The 17,768-nt window shown below is 70.5% G+C and carries 12 protein-coding genes; 8 read left to right on the forward strand and 4 right to left on the reverse strand.

Annotated features, from left to right (window positions below; genetic code table 11):
- Positions 1–14: 14 nt before the first annotated feature.
- Positions 15–1,499: an outer membrane protein assembly factor BamB family protein gene (locus tag M4V62_RS12780; RefSeq protein ID WP_249587383.1), complete on the reverse strand. Its 1,485-nt coding sequence runs from the start codon at positions 1,497–1,499 to the stop codon at positions 15–17.
- Positions 1,500–2,072: 573 nt separating this feature from the next.
- Between M4V62_RS12780 and M4V62_RS12785 the strand changes: the two genes are divergently transcribed.
- The 7 genes from M4V62_RS12785 (at position 2,073) to M4V62_RS12815 (ending at position 12,299) form a co-directional block, all read left to right on the forward strand.
- Positions 2,073–5,486 (forward strand): SCO5717 family growth-regulating ATPase, encoded by a 3,414-nt coding sequence (locus M4V62_RS12785; protein ID WP_249587384.1) that lies wholly within the window; start codon positions 2,073–2,075, stop codon positions 5,484–5,486.
- 436 nt (positions 5,487–5,922) lie between these two features.
- Positions 5,923–7,824: an ABC transporter substrate-binding protein gene (locus M4V62_RS12790; protein WP_249587385.1), complete on the forward strand. Its 1,902-nt coding sequence runs from the start codon at positions 5,923–5,925 to the stop codon at positions 7,822–7,824.
- Between the two features lie 3 nt (positions 7,825–7,827).
- Positions 7,828–8,910, forward strand: coding sequence for an ABC transporter permease (locus M4V62_RS12795; protein ID WP_249587386.1), 1,083 nt, complete (start codon positions 7,828–7,830; stop codon positions 8,908–8,910).
- The gene (locus M4V62_RS12800) at positions 8,907–9,830 is read left to right on the forward strand and encodes an ABC transporter permease (RefSeq protein ID WP_249587387.1); all 924 of its coding nucleotides are present in this window, start codon (positions 8,907–8,909) and stop codon (positions 9,828–9,830) included. The genes M4V62_RS12795 and M4V62_RS12800 overlap by 4 nt, the downstream gene beginning before the upstream one ends.
- Positions 9,827–10,873 (forward strand): ABC transporter ATP-binding protein, encoded by a 1,047-nt coding sequence (locus tag M4V62_RS12805; RefSeq protein WP_249587388.1) that lies wholly within the window; start codon positions 9,827–9,829, stop codon positions 10,871–10,873. The genes M4V62_RS12800 and M4V62_RS12805 overlap by 4 nt, the downstream gene beginning before the upstream one ends.
- Positions 10,874–10,923: 50 nt before the next feature.
- Positions 10,924–11,940 carry an ABC transporter ATP-binding protein gene (locus M4V62_RS12810; RefSeq protein ID WP_249587389.1) on the forward strand — a complete coding sequence of 339 codons (1,017 nt, stop codon included), beginning with the start codon at positions 10,924–10,926 and terminating at the stop codon, positions 11,938–11,940.
- 161 nt (positions 11,941–12,101) lie between these two features.
- Positions 12,102–12,299, forward strand: coding sequence for a hypothetical protein (locus M4V62_RS12815; RefSeq protein WP_249587390.1), 198 nt, complete (start codon positions 12,102–12,104; stop codon positions 12,297–12,299).
- A gap of 84 nt (positions 12,300–12,383) precedes the next feature.
- Here the strand turns inward: M4V62_RS12815 and M4V62_RS12820 are convergent, their stop codons facing one another.
- Positions 12,384–12,572: a hypothetical protein gene (locus M4V62_RS12820; protein ID WP_249592804.1), complete on the reverse strand. Its 189-nt coding sequence runs from the start codon at positions 12,570–12,572 to the stop codon at positions 12,384–12,386.
- Between the two features lie 220 nt (positions 12,573–12,792).
- Between M4V62_RS12820 and M4V62_RS12825 the strand changes: the two genes are divergently transcribed.
- Positions 12,793–12,981, forward strand: a complete 189-nt coding sequence (locus M4V62_RS12825) for a hypothetical protein (protein ID WP_249587391.1) — start codon at positions 12,793–12,795, stop codon at positions 12,979–12,981.
- Positions 12,982–13,028: 47 nt separating this feature from the next.
- Here the strand turns inward: M4V62_RS12825 and M4V62_RS12830 are convergent, their stop codons facing one another.
- The gene (locus tag M4V62_RS12830) at positions 13,029–13,976 is read right to left on the reverse strand and encodes a bifunctional riboflavin kinase/FAD synthetase (protein ID WP_249587392.1); all 948 of its coding nucleotides are present in this window, start codon (positions 13,974–13,976) and stop codon (positions 13,029–13,031) included.
- Positions 13,977–14,091: 115 nt separating this feature from the next.
- Positions 14,092–17,682 carry a serine protease gene (locus tag M4V62_RS12835; RefSeq protein ID WP_249587393.1) on the reverse strand — a complete coding sequence of 1,197 codons (3,591 nt, stop codon included), beginning with the start codon at positions 17,680–17,682 and terminating at the stop codon, positions 14,092–14,094.
- Positions 17,683–17,768 lie beyond the last annotated feature (86 nt).

Here is a 17,768-nt window from a genome sequence, read left to right on the forward strand (position 1 = left end):
GGGCCGGGGCCGCGCTACCGCTTCGCACCCTCGATGCCGATGACCAGCCACGTCCATTCCTTCTTCTTCTCGGCACTGGGCCCTGTCGCTCGCCTGCTGCCGAAAAAGATCCGCCCGTCCTGGACCACGATGTCACTCAATTCGAGGTCGGAGAGCGTCCAGCCTTCAAGGGGCAGGCCGAAGAAGAAGTACGGGGTCTCCTTGCCGGTCCGTGGGTTCAGGCTCACCACCCCCATGGGCGTGATGCGGTCACTGCTCTCCCGGTACGCAAGGAGCTGGTCCCCGCTCATCCGCAGGGGATAGAGCAGCTGGCCGTTCCCCGATTCGAACTTCTTGACCGTCTTGCCCGTCGCGAGGTCGAACGACACGATGCGATTCGCGTTGTTGACCATGTCGCCGTGCGGGTCCTCGCGGCTCATGACGAAGACCTGGTCGCCGCTGACCACCGTCGAGGGGCAGCTGTCGACCGCGTCGAAGCCTGTCGCGGTGTCGCAATTGACGACGTAATGACCACCTTCGAGCCCGATGGTCGCGCGTCGCTTTCCGCGGTCGTCGAGCGAGATCAGGTGCGTCACCTGGACGTCGCCCGCGGCAGGGGCGATGACCGCCGGCTCGGCGGACAGCAGATTGACGCCCTTGACTCCGTCGGCCACCAGGTACGTCCACTTCGCGTGGCCGGTCCTGGGATTCAGCTTCTGCACCTGATACGTCGTGTCCTTGGTGTGGACGCAGGCCAACAACATGAGCAGGCCGCGCCCACCCGCCAGACCGGCGTGCTCACAGCCGGAGACACGGGCCTTCTTCCACAGCCGGTCCCCCGTGTCCATGTCGTACCCCGCAGAGCCGTTGCCCCACGTCACAGCAACGGTGCCATGCGTGATCGACACACTCGTCGGGTCCTGTCCGAACACGGTCTCTGACGTCGGGAACTCCTTCTCCCAGACCTTTTCGCCCGTGTCGATGTCGACGAAGGCCACGTGATCGCAGGGCGCTTCGGGGTCGTTCTTGGACCTGTGGAGCACCGCGGTGCGGCCTTCCACGGTCACATGCCGCGTGAGCCCGCAGATGGGGCCGGCGAGCGGTGTACGCCAGGTCTCGTCACCCGTGGACGCGTCCTTGCCCATCTTGAAGCCCACGAGCGTTCTGTTGATGCCCTTGGCAAGGATCTTGTCCGTCGCCCAGGTGCCCGGCATCTCGTACTCCTCACCGGGGCTCATGTCGTCGACCGAGAACCGGAAGGCCATCTGGCCCCTCGTGGTCGCGGGCCGCTCCTCGACCGTCTCCCTGACGTCGAGGCGGCCCTGAGGTGCGGCATCCGCCTTGCCGTCGTCGGGTGTCGAGCCGCCGGTCCCGAACCAGAGGAACCCGCCACCGGCGCACAGCACCACGACGAGGACGGCGGCCATGACGCCGATCAGCCGTCTCCGACGAATCCTGCGGGCTCCGTCCGCCGCGAGCGCGGACTGGGTGAAGGAAGAAGGAGGCGGGCCGAAGCTCACGTCGTGAGGTCCTTGTCTACGTCTACGTCTGTGGGGGGGCAAGGCATGGGGCATGGGGCATCCGCCGGGGCACGGGGCGAAGCGAATGATCGTACGCGGATGCGCAGGCCGTTGATCCACTGCGGGGACGCAAGGACGACCAACGCCGTGCCGCAGAGCGGGAGTTCCTTCGCGTTCCGCCCCTGAGGGCATGCGCCCCGGGCACGGTCGGTGCAGGTCGCGGACGCCGAGACCGGATCGTTGAGTACGGCACGGAGGGCCGGCTCAGCGACGGGGTGACGCCGGCAGCCTCATGAATTAGCGGCCTCTTGTCGCCTGTTGGGGGATTTGTCCGTCACTGTTTCGGATACAGGGATCACTCCCGTGGGGAGCGTGACGCAAAGGACAGCATTCGTGGGGTGGGCTGCCCTGCCGTGCTGGTGCTTTTGGTGATTAGGCTGGGACAGGGCGCGACGCCAGAACCCGCGAGTGGGTGGTTCGCGTCCCCAACGGGGAGAGCCAAGGCGGATCGGACGACAGGAACGGTCGCCCCCCACCACGGCACGAGGGTGCTCGACCACACCAGGAGGCATTGTGAACAGCGATCGGGACGAGATCCGCGGGGGCTGGGACACACCCGTCGATGATCAGTCCGACGCGGAGTCCGCTGCCGAGACGACGGGCGAGTTCACCATCGACTACGCCCCGCCTGCCTGGTACACGCAGAATGCGTCCGGCAGTGCGGGGGAGACTCCTTCGGCGTCGCCTTCTTCGCCTTCTTCGCCTTCCGCACCTTCCGCGCCTTCCGCGGCTGCGTCCCCGCCGGTTTCTTCACCAGCGGTTTCGCCTTCTGCGGAGCCTGCCGCTCCTCCCGTTGTTCCTGAGCCGCCGGCTCCGCCGGTGCGGCCGACTGCCGTGCCGAAGCTGCCTGTGGGGAGCGGGTTCCAGCCGCAGGCGGACTGGTCTGCGCCGACTGCTCCTTCCCCGGTTGCTCCTGCTCCGGTTGCTCCTGTCGCGCCTGCTCCGGACTCACCTCCGGAGCCTGCTGCTCCTTCGGCTGCGTCGGAGGGCGGTTCGCCTTCGGGGGGTGCCGCTGACTGGAGTGGTGCCGTTGCTGGTGTCGCCTCCTCTGTGCATGTGACCGGTGTTGTTCCCAAGCCTGAGGTTCCGTCGGAGCCGGATCCGGAGCCGGAGCCTGAGCCGGAACACGAGGCCGAGGCCGAGGCCGAGCCTGCTTCCGTGTCTCCTGCTGCGGTCGAGCCCGTCGCCGAGCCTGTTGCCGAGAGCAATGGCGATCTCGAGAGTGGCGCCACCATGCGGTTCTCCTCTGCCGCCCTGAAGCGGGAGATCGAGGAGCGGGCCGCCGCTGAGGCTCCGCAGGACGATGCCGATGTGGATTCGGATGCGGGTGCGGCTGCGGGTGCGGGTGCAGATTCCGATGTGGATGTGGATGCCGACGAGGTTGTCACTGCTTCCTCTGAGTCCTCTGAGTCCTCTGAGTCCTCTGGCGTGGATGAGTTGGGCGAGGGCGACCCTGGTCTTGACTCTGCCGATGACCGCCACGTAGACGATGTGTCGCCTTCTGGTGAGTCCGAGCCTGAGCCCGTTGGAGAGGCCGACTCGGACGACGGCGATTCCCTCTCGGATAATCGCGTCGAGGACTCCGCAGATTCCGGTGATGTCGACGGTGCCGACGTCGCCGATGAGATCCGTGACGCTGTTCCGGAGGATGCCGCTCCCGAGGACGCCGCGCCTGCCGCGCCCGTCGACGAAGTCCAGGACTCCGTGCCGCCGTCCTGGACTCCGCCGCCAGCGCCCCACGGTGGGCTTCCGCCGCTGCCGCCCGCCTTCCAGCCCGCCGCGCCCACGTCGGCGCCGCAGTGGCCCGTGCCCGTCCAGGCCTCGACGCCGCCGCCCGCGGAGCCGACGCCGGTTGCCGAGCCCGTGCAGCCGCCGGTGCCGCAAGCGCCCCAAGCGCCCCAGGTGCCCCAGGTGCCCCAGGTGCCCCAGCAGGCTGAGCCCTCGCCTGCGCCTGCGCCTGCGCCTGTTCAGGCTGCGCCTCCCGCTTGGCCTTCGCCCACCGGGCCTGTGGCTCCCTCTCCGGTCGCGCCCGCGACGCCAGTCGCCGATGCTCCGGCGCCTCCGGCTGGGTACGGGTTCCCGCAGGCCGGTGCGCCTGCTCCGGCACCTACGCCTGCTCCTGCTCCTGCTCCCGTGGCGCCTGCCCCTCAAGCGCCCGTCCCGCCGAGTGGTTATGGGTTCCCGCAGCAGGGGGCTCCTGCCCCGTACAAACCCAACTCCCCTGCCGCTCAGGGCAGTTACGGGTTCCCGCAGCCGCCTGCGCCTCAGGCCCAGCAGCCGCTTCCGCCCGCCGTCGCGCAGCCTCAGCCGCAGCAGGCGCCCCAGGTCCAGCCCCAGCCGCAGCCGCAGCCCCCGCATCAACAGCAGCAGCCCCCGCAGCCGCTCCCGGCCCAGCAGCAGGCGCAGGCACAGCCGCAGGCACAGCCCCCGGCGCAGCCCCAGCCGCCCATCGATCCCCGCACAGGTGCCGCCTGGCCGCAGGCCGTGCAGCACGATCAGCGGGAGCGGACCAACCCCGGCGCCCCGCTCGGCTACACCGCCGCCGTCGAGCTGTCCTCCGACCGGCTGCTTCGCAACACCAAGCCGAAGGCCAAGAGCAGCAGGCCCGCAGCCGGCGGGTCGCGGTTCAAGCTCGGCGGCAAGAAGGAAGAGGCCGAGCGGCAGCGGAAGTTGGAGCTGATCCGGACTCCGGTTCTGTCCTGCTATCGGATCGCTGTCATCAGCCTCAAGGGTGGGGTGGGCAAGACCACCACCACTACCGCGCTCGGGTCGACGCTCGCCACCGAGCGGCAGGACAAGATCCTCGCGATCGACGCCAACCCCGACGCGGGCACGCTCGGGCGACGGGTGCGGCGCGAGACCGGGGCCACCATCCGTGACCTCGTCCAGGCGATCCCGTACCTCAACTCGTACATGGACATCCGGCGCTTCACCTCGCAGGCCGCGTCCGGGCTCGAGATCATCGCCAATGACGTCGACCCGGCCGTCTCGACGACCTTCAACGACGAGGACTACCGGCGCGCCATCGACGTACTGGGGAAGCAGTACCCGATCATCCTCACCGACTCGGGTACGGGGCTGCTCTACAGCGCCATGCGGGGCGTTCTCGACCTCGCCGATCAGCTGATCATCATTTCCACGCCCTCCGTGGACGGCGCCAGCAGTGCGTCCACGACGTTGGACTGGCTGTCCGCCCATGGGTACGCCGACCTTGTGTCGCGTTCCATCACCGTCATCTCGGGAGTCCGCGAGACCGGGAAGATGATCAAGGTCGACGACATCGTGTCGCACTTCGAGACGCGGTGCCGGGGCGTTGTCGTCATTCCCTTCGACGAGCATCTTGCCGCCGGTGCCGAGGTCGATCTCGACATGATGCGGCCGAAGGTGCGGGAGGCGTACTTCAACCTTTCGGCAATGGTTGCCGAGGACTTCGTGCGGGCTCAGCAGCAGCAGGGGCTCTGGACCTCCGACGGCAATCCGCCGCCGGTCGTGGCTCCGCCTCTGCCTGGCCAGGGGGCCTATCCCGGTCAGCAGGCGCCCGCGCCTGGGCAGCAGCCTTACCCGGGGCAGGCGCCTGCGCCTGGGCAGGCACCGTATCCGGGACAGGGGCCGGTGCCCGGGCAGGCGCCGCAGCAGCCGTACGTTCCCCAGCCGCCGCCGCAGCAGCAACCTCCGCAGCAGCAGCCTCACCCTCAGCCGGGTGGGCAGCCGTATCCGCAGCAGCCGGGGGCTCCGCAGGGTTGGCAGAACGCCGCTCCTCCGCAGGGGGCCGCGCCTGCTGCCCCCGCTCCGGGGCAGCCGTTCCAGGCTCCTCAGGGGCAGCCTCAGGGTGGGCAGGCGCCGCCGCCCGTTCAGCCTGGGCAGCCGTTCCAGCCCGGGGCTCCCTATCAGCCGCAGCCTCCGGCGCCGGAAGCGCCTCAGCAGTAGCCTTCGCCTCTGCCGATTCAACTGGGCCCGCACCAACCCGTGGTGCGGGCCCAGTGCGTTTCTCGTTGCCCCGCAGTTTCCGCTGGCGAACAAGCTTTCCCGCCCACCCACCCGATTGCCCCGCAGCACCGAACCAGCAACGGAGGGGGAGGGCGGGTGTCCGAGCCGCCGAGCCGCGAACCGGCACGAAGGCCCCCCGCCCCAGAACTCCCCCACCTGCCCCTCCCTCCACCATCACCCCCCGACCAGCCACGCTTCACAGGTCTTGACCAATGCGGATGAAATCCGGGTCAACTCGTTATTTCCGCAGGCCACATGGGGTTCACCTGCCGTTGACTGACGCAGACTGGCGCTGGTAGACACACACATCAACCAGCTGGCGTTCCTTGATCAACTAGCCATCTCTGCGCGAGCGATGACGCGAGGTCACCGACCCATGGATACACAAGATCAGCACGGCAGAACACGGTCTCACCCCACCACGAAGGCACCCCCACGGCCCCGCGGCCGCACCCGCACCCGCCTCCCGCTCCTCCTGGCGGCCGGAGCCGGCGCCCTCGCCCTCACCGCGGGCCTTGCCACTCCCCTGAACCCGGCCCCTGACCAGGCCGAGGCCAAGGCGGACGGCAAGAAGACCCTCACCGTCGCGGTGGCCCAGAGCGTCGACTCGCTCAGTCCCTTCCTCGCTCAGCGGCTGCTCAGCACCAGCATCCACCGCCTGACGTACGAGTACCTGACGAACTACGACGCCAAGGACAACCACGCCATCGATGGCTTCGCCACCGACTGGAAGCCGTCCGCCGACAAGCTGACCTGGACCTACACCATCCGGGACAACTCCAAGTGGTCCGACGGCAAGCCGGCGACGGCCGAGGACGCAGCCTGGACGTTCAACAAGGTGATGTCGAAGGAAGGCACCGCCACCGCCAACTCCGGCTTCGTCGCCAACTTCAAGAAGGTGACGGCCCCGAGCCCCACCAAGCTCGTCATCGAGCTCAAGAAGCCGCAGGCCACCATGGCCGCGCTCGACGTGCCGATCGTCCCGAAGCACGTGTGGGAGAAGGTCGACGACGTCTCCAAGTTCAACAACGACAAGTCCTTCCCCATCGTCGGCAACGGCCCCTTCGTCCTGGAGGACTACAAGACCGACCAGTACGTGAAGCTGAAGGCCAACAAGAACTTCTGGCGCGGTGCGCCCAAGTTCGACGAGCTGGTCTTCAAGACGTACAAGGACCAGGACGCGGCCGTCGCGGCGCTCAAGAAGGGCGAGGTCTCCTTCGTGGCCGGGCAGCCCGCCCTCACCCCGGCGCAGGCCGCCGAGCTCAAGGGCACGGAGAACGTGAAGGTGAACGAGGGGCCCGGCCGGCGCTTCTTCGCCCTCGCCACCAACCCCGGCGCCCAGACCCGCGACCGCAAGAAGTTCGGTGACGGTCACCCGGCCCTCCTGGACAAGAAGGTCCGTCAGGCGCTCTTCCTCTCCGTGGACCGTGAGGCGCTGGTCGACAAGGTCTTCCAGGGCCAGGCCGTCGAGGGCGAGGGATACATTCCGCCTCGCTTCTCCGAGTACGCCTGGAAGCCCTCGGCCGACCAGAAGCTGTCGTACGACCCCAAGAAGGCGGCCCAACTCCTCGACGACGCGGGCTACAAGAAGAACGGCGACGGCAAGCGCGTCGGCAAGGACGGCAAGCCGCTCGACTTCCGCATCCTGTGTCACGCCACCGACCCGAACGACAAGGCCGTCGGGAAGTATCTGAAGGAGTGGTGGGGGGATCTCGGGATCGGGCTCAAGGTCAATTGTCTTGATGACGTGTCCGTGCCCTGGTACGCGGGTGAGTACGACCTCGCGTTCGACGGCTGGTCGGTCAACCCCGACCCGGACTTCGTCCTCGGCATCCACTCCTGCGCCGCGCTCCCGGTGAAGGCCAAGGAGAGCGCCGCGACCGACAACTTCATCTGCGACAAGAAGTACGACGAGCTCTACAACAAGCAGCTGGCGGAGTACGACCCGACCAAGCGCGCGGAGACTGTCAAGGAGATGCAGTCCTGGCTCTACGACTCCGGGTACATGAACATCCTTGCGTACCCGAACGCCGTCGAGGCCTACCGCACCGACCAGATCAAGTCCATCACCACCATGCCGACGGCCGCGGGCAACATCTACGGCCAGGACGGCTACTGGTCCTGGTGGTCAGCGGTGCCCGCGGATGGGAAGAGTTCCTCCAAGGATGGAAGCTCGACCGGTGTCATCATCGGTATCGCCGCCGCCGCGGTGGTGCTCGTCGGCGGTGGAGTCCTGTTCGCCCTGCGCCGCCGTTCGACCGCAGAGGACCGCGAGTAACGCATGACCGCTGACAGCAATCCCGCACTGCTCGACACCGAGGGCGCCGCGGCGACCGACGATCCGGTATTCGCCGGGCCGTCGGCCCGCGGCCCCCGGGCCCGTAACACCCGTGCCTATCTCCAGTACGTGGCGGGCAAGCTGGGCGGCGCCGCCGTCTCGCTGTTCGCCGTCCTTGTCACCAGCTTCTTCCTGTTCCGTCTCATCCCGGGTGACCCGGTGAAGCAGATGACGGGCGGAAAGCGCGTGTCGGCCGAACAGCTGGACGCCATGCGCAAGGAGTTCGGCCTCGACCAGCCGGTCATGACGCAGTTCTTCGACTACTGCGGCAACGCACTGACCGGCGACTTCGGCACGTCGTACCAGTTCCACACGCCGGTGATGGACAAGATCACCGACGCGCTGCCCGCCACGCTCCTGCTCACCGGCACCGCGTTCGTGCTCTACACCCTCATCGGCATCTGGCTCGGCACCCGCACGGCCTGGCGCAACGGCGGGCTCGGGGACCGCGTCCACACGGGCCTTGCGCTCACCCTCTACTCCGTGCCGTCCTTCTGGCTCGGGCTTCTGCTCATCATCACCTTCTCGGTGGGGGTCGGTCCGATTCCCGGGCTCTTCCCGACCGGCGGGCTCGAATCCGGTGGCGAGACGGGCTTCGCGTACGTCCTCGACGTCGCGCACCACATGGTGCTCCCCGTCGTCACCCTGGTGGCGGTGGGATACGCGCAGACGCTCCTCGTGATGCGGTCGTCCCTGCTGGATGAGATGGGGAGCGACTATCTGACCACCGCGCGCGCCAAGGGGCTGCGGGACGATCTCGTACGCCGTCGTCATGCCGTCCCGAACGCGATGCTGCCCACCGTCACGCTGATGTTCGTGAACCTCGGCACGGTGGTGGCGGGCGCGATCCTCGTCGAGACGGTCTTCTCCTGGCCGGGGCTCGGCGGGCTGTTCTACGCCGCGCTCAGCGTGCCGGATCTGCCCCTCGTACAGGGTCTGTTCTTCGTCTTCTCCGCTGCGGTGATCCTCATGAACACCCTGGCCGACGTGATCTATCCGCTGCTCGATCCCCGGGTGGGCCGATGACGACCGAATCCGCACCGACCGCCCCGCTGAAGAGCCCGCGATCCCTCGCCTGGGCCCGCAGGCGGCACTCGGCCGCCCGCTTCTGGCGCGAGTACCGCACCCACCGGGCCGGGCTCTTCGGCCTGGCCGCGCTCGTCCTGATCGCGCTCATGGCGATCTTCGCGCCCCTCCTCGTCGGCTCGGACGCGCAGAGCGTGACCGAAGCTCCAGGTAAACCCATGGAGTCGCCGAGCGGTGAATTCCCCCTGGGCACCGACCAGTTCGGGCGCGATCTGCTCGGCCTACTGGTGTGGGGTGCGCGGATGTCGCTGACTGTCGGGCTGCTCGCCGCCGTCCTGTCGGTGACCATCGGCACCCTCGTGGGGATCACCGCCGGGCACTTCAAGGGCTGGTACTCCACCGTCATCATGCGCATCACCGACTGGTTCCTGGTGATGCCGACGCTGGTGCTCGCCATCGCGCTCGCCGCGGTGCTTTCCGGCTCGATCTGGACGATCATCCTGGCGATCGGCGTGACGACCTGGCCGACGACGGCGCGGCTCGTCCGCGCCCAGACCCTGGCCGTGGAGTCGCGCCCCTACATCGAACGCGCGCAGGCACTCGGCGGCGGCCACGGCCACATCATGACCCGGCACGTCCTGCCGAACGTCATGCCGCTCGTCCTCGCACAGACCACCCTGGTCATCTCCAGCGCCATCCTCACGGAGGCGACGCTCGCCTTCCTCGGCCTCGGCGACCCCACGGGCGTCTCCTGGGGCGGACTGCTCCAGGACGCGCGCGAGGCCGGCGCGGTCAGCGCGGGCGACTGGTGGTACCTGGCTCCGCCCGGACTCGCCATCGCCGTCGTGGCCCTCGCGTTCACGCTGTGCGGACGCGCCGTGGAGTCCGTGCTCAACCCCAGGCTGGGGGTCTCCCGTTGAACAGCGCGAACAAGGTGACGGAGACCAAGGTGACGACGGAACAGCGCCTGCTCGACGTAAGAAATCTCGAAGTGACGTACGCCTCCGGGGCGGCCGCCGTGCGCGGCGTGAACCTCTCGGTCGACGCGGGCCAGAAGCTCGGTGTCGCGGGCGAGTCCGGGTGTGGCAAGTCGACGCTCGCGCTCGCGCTCCTTCGGCTGCTGCCCGCGGGCACGAAGGTGACCGGTGAGGTGCTGCTCGACGGCGAGGACGTCCTCACGATGAAGTGGGGCAAGGTCCGCGCGGTGCGCTGGGCGGGCGCGTCGATCGTCTTCCAGGGCGCGATGCACTCGCTCAACGCCGTGCACCGCATCGGCGACCAGATCGCCGAGCCGATCCTGCTGCACAAGAAGGCGACGCAGGCCGGGGCGAGGAAGAAGGCCGGTGAGCTGCTCGAACAGGTGGGGCTGCCTGCCGCCCGCGCGGAGGCCTATCCGCACGAGTTGTCGGGCGGGCAGCGGCAGCGCGTGATGATCGCGATGGCGCTCGCCTGCGATCCCCGCCTGATCATCGCCGACGAGCCGACGACGGCCCTGGACGTGATGATCCAGGCTCAGATCCTGCGCCTGATCGAGCAGTTGGTGGCCGAGCAGGATCTGGGCCTGATCATGATCAGCCATGACCTCGCGGTGCTCTCCGACACCTGCGACCGGCTCGCGGTGATGTACGCGGGCCGCGTCGTCGAGGAGGGCCCGGCCTCCGAGGTCTACGAGAACGCCCAGCACCCGTACGGAAAGGCCCTCTCCGCGGCCTTCCCGCGCATCGGCGACGCGGCCTCCCGCTTCGCGCCGCGCGGCCTGCCCGGCGACCCGCCGGACCCGTCCCTGCTCCCCACGGGCTGTACGTTCCACCCGCGCTGCACGGTCGCCCTCGACTCCTGCACCACGGAGGACCAGGCGCTGCGGGACGCGGGCCCCCGGCACCGCGCGGCGTGCGTGCACGCGGGCGCGCAGCTTCCGGCCCAGCCGACTTCGGCACCGGCGACGGCGGAGCGGGCGCCGTGAGCCCCGCGAGCCCCGACAGATCACGCACCGAGGAGCAGGAGCAGCGACGCATGACCACCGATGACCCCCTGCTGTCGGCTGATCCGCTGTTGTCGGCGGGCGACCTGCACATCACGTTCCCCGGCCGCCGCGGCGCGCCGCCCGCGCGGGCGGTGGACGGCGTCGACCTCGACATCAAGCCGGGCGAGATCGTGGCCCTGGTCGGCGAGTCGGGCTGCGGCAAGACGACCCTGGCGCGTTCCCTGCTCGGCCTGGTGGCGCCCACCTCCGGCAGGGTGACCTTCGGCGGCAAGCCGCTCGACTACGCGGGCCGCGCCCTGAAGGCGTACCGCAAGCGCGTCCAGCTGGTCCTCCAGGACCCCAGCGGCTCCCTGAACCCGCGTCACACGGTGTACGAGGCCGTCGCGGAGGGCCTGCGCATCCACGGGTACGGCGGCGACGAGCAGGCCACGGTCGCTGACGCCCTGTCACGGGCGGGCCTGAGGCCGCCCGAGCGGTTCTTCCTGCGCTATCCGCACGAGCTGTCGGGCGGCCAGCGCCAGCGTGTCGTCATCGCGGGCGCGCTGGTCCTGGAGCCCGAACTGATCGTCGCCGACGAGCCGGTGGCCTCGCTCGACGCGTCCGTACGGGGCGAGATCCTCGCTCTGCTGCTCAAGCTCCGCGAGGAACTCGGCCTGTCCGCGCTGGTGGTGACGCACGACCTGGGTCTCGCGTGGAACATCGCCGACCGCGTGGCGGTGATGTACCTGGGCCGGATCGTCGAGACGGGGACGGTGGAGGAGGTCCTGACCTCGCCTCAGCATCCTTACACCCAGGCGCTGTTGTCCGTACTCCCGGAGGCACCGGGCGACCCCGTGGTCCTCACCGGCGAGCCGCCGGACCCCTCGCGCATCCCGGGCGGCTGCCGCTTCCACGCGCGCTGCCAGGTGCTCGCCTCGGGCGAGGCGGAGCGGGCGGGGGTGGCGGACCGCTGCCGGACGGAGGATCTGCCGGTGCTTTCGGGCGGCGGCGAGACGCAGGTGGCGTGCCACTGGGCGGCGGTCAACGTCAGCCCGTCCGGGGTCTGACCGAGGTCCGTCGGGGGTCTGACCGGGGTCTGACCGGCGGATCGTTACCTCTTCCACGTTCGGGTGATACGGGGCCTATCGGCGTGAGCGCTGGGGAGTCACTCAACGGAACGGTTCAACCACGGACCGTGAGCAACTCCACTGACATGAAGGAGATTTCCATGCGTCGTTCCGCCGCCGTCGTCCTCGGGGCCGTCGCACTGCTGGGGGTCCTCGCCGTGCCCGCCAGTGCCATCCCGGACCCCATCGGGACCGTCGACTGCGTGACGCAGTCGGCCGGCGACGTCACCTCGCTCGTCGATCCGGCAAGCCCCGGCGTCCCCTCCGAGGTTCCGGGCGCGGCATGCCTCGCCCCGTGACCTGAACACCCCTGCGTCGTGACGTACTTGCGCGGCCGCCCGGGACCCGCGCAAGTACGGTACGACCACGGGCGACTCGGCCCGTCAGTCCCACCTGTAGCCGTCCCCGAAGTTGAGGACGTGCTCGAGCACGTCCTCCAACGGGTCATCGATCTGGCCGGTGCTGATCAGCGCGACCCTGGGCGCGTTGTGCGAGTTCGTATGCGTCTCATCGGCGTGCGCCGCGCCGGAGCAGACGACGGACGGCACTGCCGTCACCGCCGCGACCAGCACCCAGCGGGACGTCGCCCGCACCCAACTGCCGTTCACTGCAGCCTCCTTGGACCGTGCACCTGCGGGCAGCCGATCGCGGCCCGCTCGCCGTGCGTAACCCCCGCACGACCAAGAAGTCACCGACGATCATACGAACGGGTCGTCGGACGCCGGGGCTCACGCGTCGCCCGTGTGGGCTAACCCGGCCTCTCCCCGCCTGCCGTAAGAAAGCAGAGATCGCATGCCTCACCGCCGCGTCCGGACCTACACCCTGCTCGCAGCCCTCGCCCTGTCCGTCACCGCGATCACCGCTCCTCCGGCCGCAGCGGCGAACCCCCCTCCGGTGCCCCACATCGAGTCACTGATCACCGAAGGGGTCACCGTCGAAGGCCCGTTGGTCAACAACGTCGGCCTGCCACACCTGTTGTAGCCGCGACCGGACCGGTGGGTACGGCGGAGGAGGACGCGAAGGGCGCCCTACTCGGCGGCCTCGATCAGGTCACGCGCCTTCTTCACGTCGTCCGCGATGGCGACGAGAAGCGAGTCGATCGAGTCGAACTTCGCCTGCCCGCGCACGAAGGCGAGGAAGTCCACGGCCACGTGAAGGCCGTACAGATCGAGCCCGACGCGGTCGATCGCGTACGCCTCGACCGTCCGCTCCGTCCCGTCGAACTGCGGATTCGTGCCGACGGAGATCGCCGCGGGCATCGCCTCGCCCTGGGCGTGCAGCCACCCCGCGTAGACGCCGTCGGCGGGGATGGCCGTGTGCGGCAGCGTCTCCACGTTGGCGGTGGGGAAGCCCAGTTCACGCCCGCGCTGCGCGCCGCGTACGACGACACCCTCGACGCGGTGCGGGCGGCCGAGGATCTCGGAGGCGCCCTCCACGTCGCCCTCGGCGACCAGGCGCCGGGTCAGGGTGGAGGAGAAGGGCTCACCGCCGCCGGCCTCGCCGCTCACGAACAGGTCGATGACGTCGACCTCGTAGTCGTACGTGGCGCCGAGCTCGGTCAGGAAGGCGACGTTGCCCGCGGCCTTGTGGCCGAAGCGGAAGTTGGGGCCCTCGACGACCACGCGCGCGTGCAGCTTGTCGACCAGGACCTTGACGACGAAGTCGGCGGGCGACAGCTTCGAGAACTCCGTGGTGAACGGCAGGATGAGCAGCGCGTCCACGCCGAGCTCCGCCATGAGTTCGGCGCGCCGGTGGTGCGGGGCGAGCAGCGGCGGGTGGCTGCCGGGCCGCACGACCTCGGAGGGGTGCGGGTCGAAGGTGACGACCACGGCGGGAACGCCGAGCTCACGGGCGCGCTCCACGGCGCGGCCGATGATCAGCTGGTGTCCGCGGTGTACGCCGTCGTAGGAACCGATGGTGACGACGCTGCGCCCCCAGTCCTGGGGGATGTCCTCCAAGCCACGCCAGCGCTGCACTGTCTTTGCTCCTCGCCGAACCTGTGTACGTGTGTGTACGTCCCATTGCCGATTGCGCAGGTCTAAGACTGCCATGCCCGCGCGATCGGGATCGCATCGGAGGGGGTGGCGGGGGTCACGCCGGGACACGTGCTCCGGCGAGGTTCTCGATCATGCGGCGGGAGCTGGGGCCGACGAGGGCGGACCAGTCCTGCGGGGCCGCGCAGATCCACCGGGAGACCTGGGTGGAGAAGCCCGGTACGGAACGGGCCAGCTCGACCAGGCGCCGGTCGAAGCAGGTCGCGCCTTCCGGGGTGCGGACGAGCAGCACGCCGGTGCGGTGCACCAGGTCACGGACCCGGTCCTTGTCACCGCCGCCCGCCACGGCGCAGAGCACGGCGTCCAGGACTTCGGGCTCCCGCTCCTGGGCGAGCAGCACTTCCAGGAGCTCGGTGCGCAGGGCGCGCGATGCGTCGGTGCCGGGCGCGGCGACGGCCGAGGCGAGCGCGGCGCGCACCGCCGGCGGACGATGCCGCAGAAGGCCCGTGACCAGCGGAAAGAGAACGGCGCGGACGCCTGGCCCTTGCTCGAACCGCAGGTCGAGGTAGTCGGCCACGTGCCCCGCAAGGTCGGGGCGCAGCTCAAGCACATCGCGTACGAGATCGGCCACCCGCCGGGCGAGCCCCGGAGCCGTCACGTCGGCGAGGCCGCGCAGTACGTCGCCCGGCGCGGGGCCCGGCCCGTGCAGCCTGGTCCGGAAGGCGGCGATGACCTGCTCCGGGTGGGTGTCCAGGGCGGCGACGAGCGCGCTCGCGGGCAGCTGCGGGTCGCCGGCGGTGAAGCGCTTCAGGGCGGGCGGCAGATGGCGTGCGCGGGTCTGCGGGTCGCGCACGAGGAGGGCGAGGGCGGCGCCGTGCAGGGTGTCGTCGGCGGTGCGGGCGAGGAGGGCGAGGGCCGCGTACCGCAGGAGCCTGCGGTCGGCGTCCGTGGCGGCGTGCGGGGCGGCGCGCAGGCCGTAGGCGACGGCGGCGACATGGCGTGCGGGCCGCTCGTCGTGGATCCAGCGGTCGACGGCTCGGCAGATGGCCGAAGGCTCCTCTTCCGCGAGTGCGGCGAGCAGTTCGTCCGCGCGGGGGTGTGCGCAGTCGACCAGGACCTCGGTGAGGTCGTCGATGGCGCGGTGGCGGTGGGTGTGGAGGAGGGCCTGGGCGGCTGATGCGACGGTGGCGTGGGGGGTGGCTTCGAGGGGGCGCTCGTCGGTGAACCAGCGGGTCAGTTGTGGCTGCGCGGTTGCGGGCGCGGTGGCCAGGAGCTCGGCCACGGCGTCCAGGCAGCGGCCCTGCGGGGTGCCGGGCGGAGGGTCCGCGATCACGGCCTCCCGCAGGAGGTCGAAGCGGTCGCTTTCAGCGAGGGAAAGACCCAGCCAGAAGCCGGCGGGGTGCCGGGCCTGCTGGGCAAGGTCTTTCAGCAGACCGAGGTAGGGCGTCGCGTCGCCTACGCGGGAGAGCGTCTCACTCACGAGGTGCGTGGCCCACCAGTACGCGTCCCCTTGCGTATCAGCACCCGGCATCGAGGGTTGTGCCCACCCTTCCCCAAGCTCTCGGCTTCGCGCGAGCAGGGGAGGCCCCAATCGCCGTGCGGAACGCCTGCCCACAACGGGAGCGTCACCAACCCCGCCCTGCGGCGTACCGCCCTCAACGGGAGCGGCCTCGCTGTCCGGTGCCGTCTGCGCCGCTGTGGGCAATCGTCCCGCAGGGCGGGACGGGTGGGCACAGTCCTGGATGCCGGGGGACGTTTCGGCAGGGGCTGTGCAAGGCTCCCCGAACCGCGCCAAGTCCCGTAGCCGAGGCTCCAGTTCCGCCGGGCCCCGCTGGCGGTCCAGAAGCAGCAGGGCCTGGATCACGGGGCCGATCCGATGCCGGGGTACCGGCAGAGCAGCCTCCGGCACCGGCCCACGATGCCGGTGCACCAGCGACCACAGAGCCCCGTCCACATCCAGGTGCATCCCCTGGATCCAGTCCGCCAGCTCCTCGTGCGCGAAGCGATAGCCATCCCCGGCAGGGACAAGAAGCCCCTCCGTGAGCACCGCGGAGGCCCACCCCGCCCCCCACGGGAACACCTCCTCGAACGACGCCCGGTCCAGCTCCCCCTGCCCCGGCCCCAGACACCGCCGCGCGGCCTCATGCACCTGCCCGGACACCTTCGCCGCGAGGCGCCGTACAGCCGCGCCCCGAAGTCCGTTCGCCGCCGCGAGCCGCACCGCGACCCGCAGGCACAGCACGTCCAGATAGGCCTCGAAGATCTCCTCGCGGTCCGGGCGCCCCGGCGGTGGCTCCTCCGGCAGGGCCGCCCGCACCTCGGCGAGCAGCCGCAGGGCGAGGGGATGCCCCGCATCGGCCGCCGCGAGCGCGCCGTCCGGGATGCCGTACCGCGCACGCGCAATCCGCGCCTGCCGCTCGGGCAGGTCCCCCAACGCCACGCACGCCGCCGAGAGCGCAGCGGGAAAGTGCTCTCCGGCCTGCTCCCAGTACTCCGCCCGGCAGGCCACCACGAGCCGCGCGCCCGTCTCCCGCAGCCACTCGGCCGTCCCTTCGCTCCACTCCGCGAGCCGGTGCGCGAGGACCGGCGGCATCTCCTCCGGCCCGTCGAGCAGAAGCAGCAGCGCCCGCCCCTCGTCCCGCACGAGCCGCGCGACCCGCCCCGCGGAGATGTCCCCGAGCCCGTCGTCCGCCTCCGCGAAAGACTCCTCCGAGGCCTCCAGGATCCGCCCCGCCCGCTGGAACGCCCGCTCCACCGCGTCGCCGACGCCCGTGTCCGTGCCCTGGAGGTCGGCGCCGCGCAGCCACAGCGTGGGGGCCGGTTCGGCGCCCCGGGCGCGCAGCGCGGCGAGCGCCGCGAGTTCCGTGGTCCGGCCCGTACCAGGATCGCCGACCAGGCCGAGCACCTGTGCGGGACCAGCCGTGAAGTCCGCCAACTCCCGTGTCGTGTCCGGGCGTTCGACCGGTTCGAGGAGGGCGGGTCGCGGCCCGTCGGAGCCTACCGACGTCGCCGCGAGGTGGAGCGCGCCCGCCAGGTTCAGATCGCGGCCGTACGCGGGCACCGTCGCCGCGTTGCGTGCGAGGAGCTCGGCGAGCGGCCCGCCCGGATCGGCGGCCGCCGCCTCCCGCAGCGGCACGGCGAACCCCGCCGCGCGGTGCTCGCCGTGCAGCGCGGTCCCGAGGACGGCGAGCACGGCTCCGGACGAGGTGTCGACGACCGGGCCGCCCGCCGCCCCGCCGCCGAGCCGCAGCGCGTCCGCGCCGTCCGTGCCGATCGCCAGCTCCATGGCCGCCTCGACCAGATGGAAGCGGTCCGTCGCCGTGTACGTCACCGGCGCCGGGCCAAGGACCCGCGCCTCGCGCCGGCCGCGCGCGACGATGCGTACGTAGGCGCCCACGGGAGCGGTCTCGCGGACCGTGACGGGCAGCGGCCGCAGGCCGAGCCCTTCGGTGCGGACGAGCGCCAGATCGGCCTCGGGGAGTGCCACCACGGAATCGGCGGTCACCACGCAGACGCGCTCCCCCGCCGCGTGCAGCACGAGCCGCGCGAGGCCGTCGACCGCTTCATGGCTGGTGATCACCGTGCCGTGGTCGTCGGCGGCGAACCCCATCCCCCGTGGGCGCCCGGCCAGATCGCAGATCCGCACCAGGGCCCCGTCGAGCGCCGCCGGGTCACCCTGTCCCGCCATGCCCGAACCTCCCCGCCATGCCCTGTTCTTCCGACGGTAGGTCGGCAGTGATCAGCGGGACAGAACGCGTCGCGAACGCGCCCCCT

The organism is Streptomyces durmitorensis (genome assembly GCF_023498005.1).
Taxonomy (GTDB): Bacteria; Actinomycetota; Actinomycetes; order Streptomycetales; family Streptomycetaceae; genus Streptomyces; species Streptomyces durmitorensis.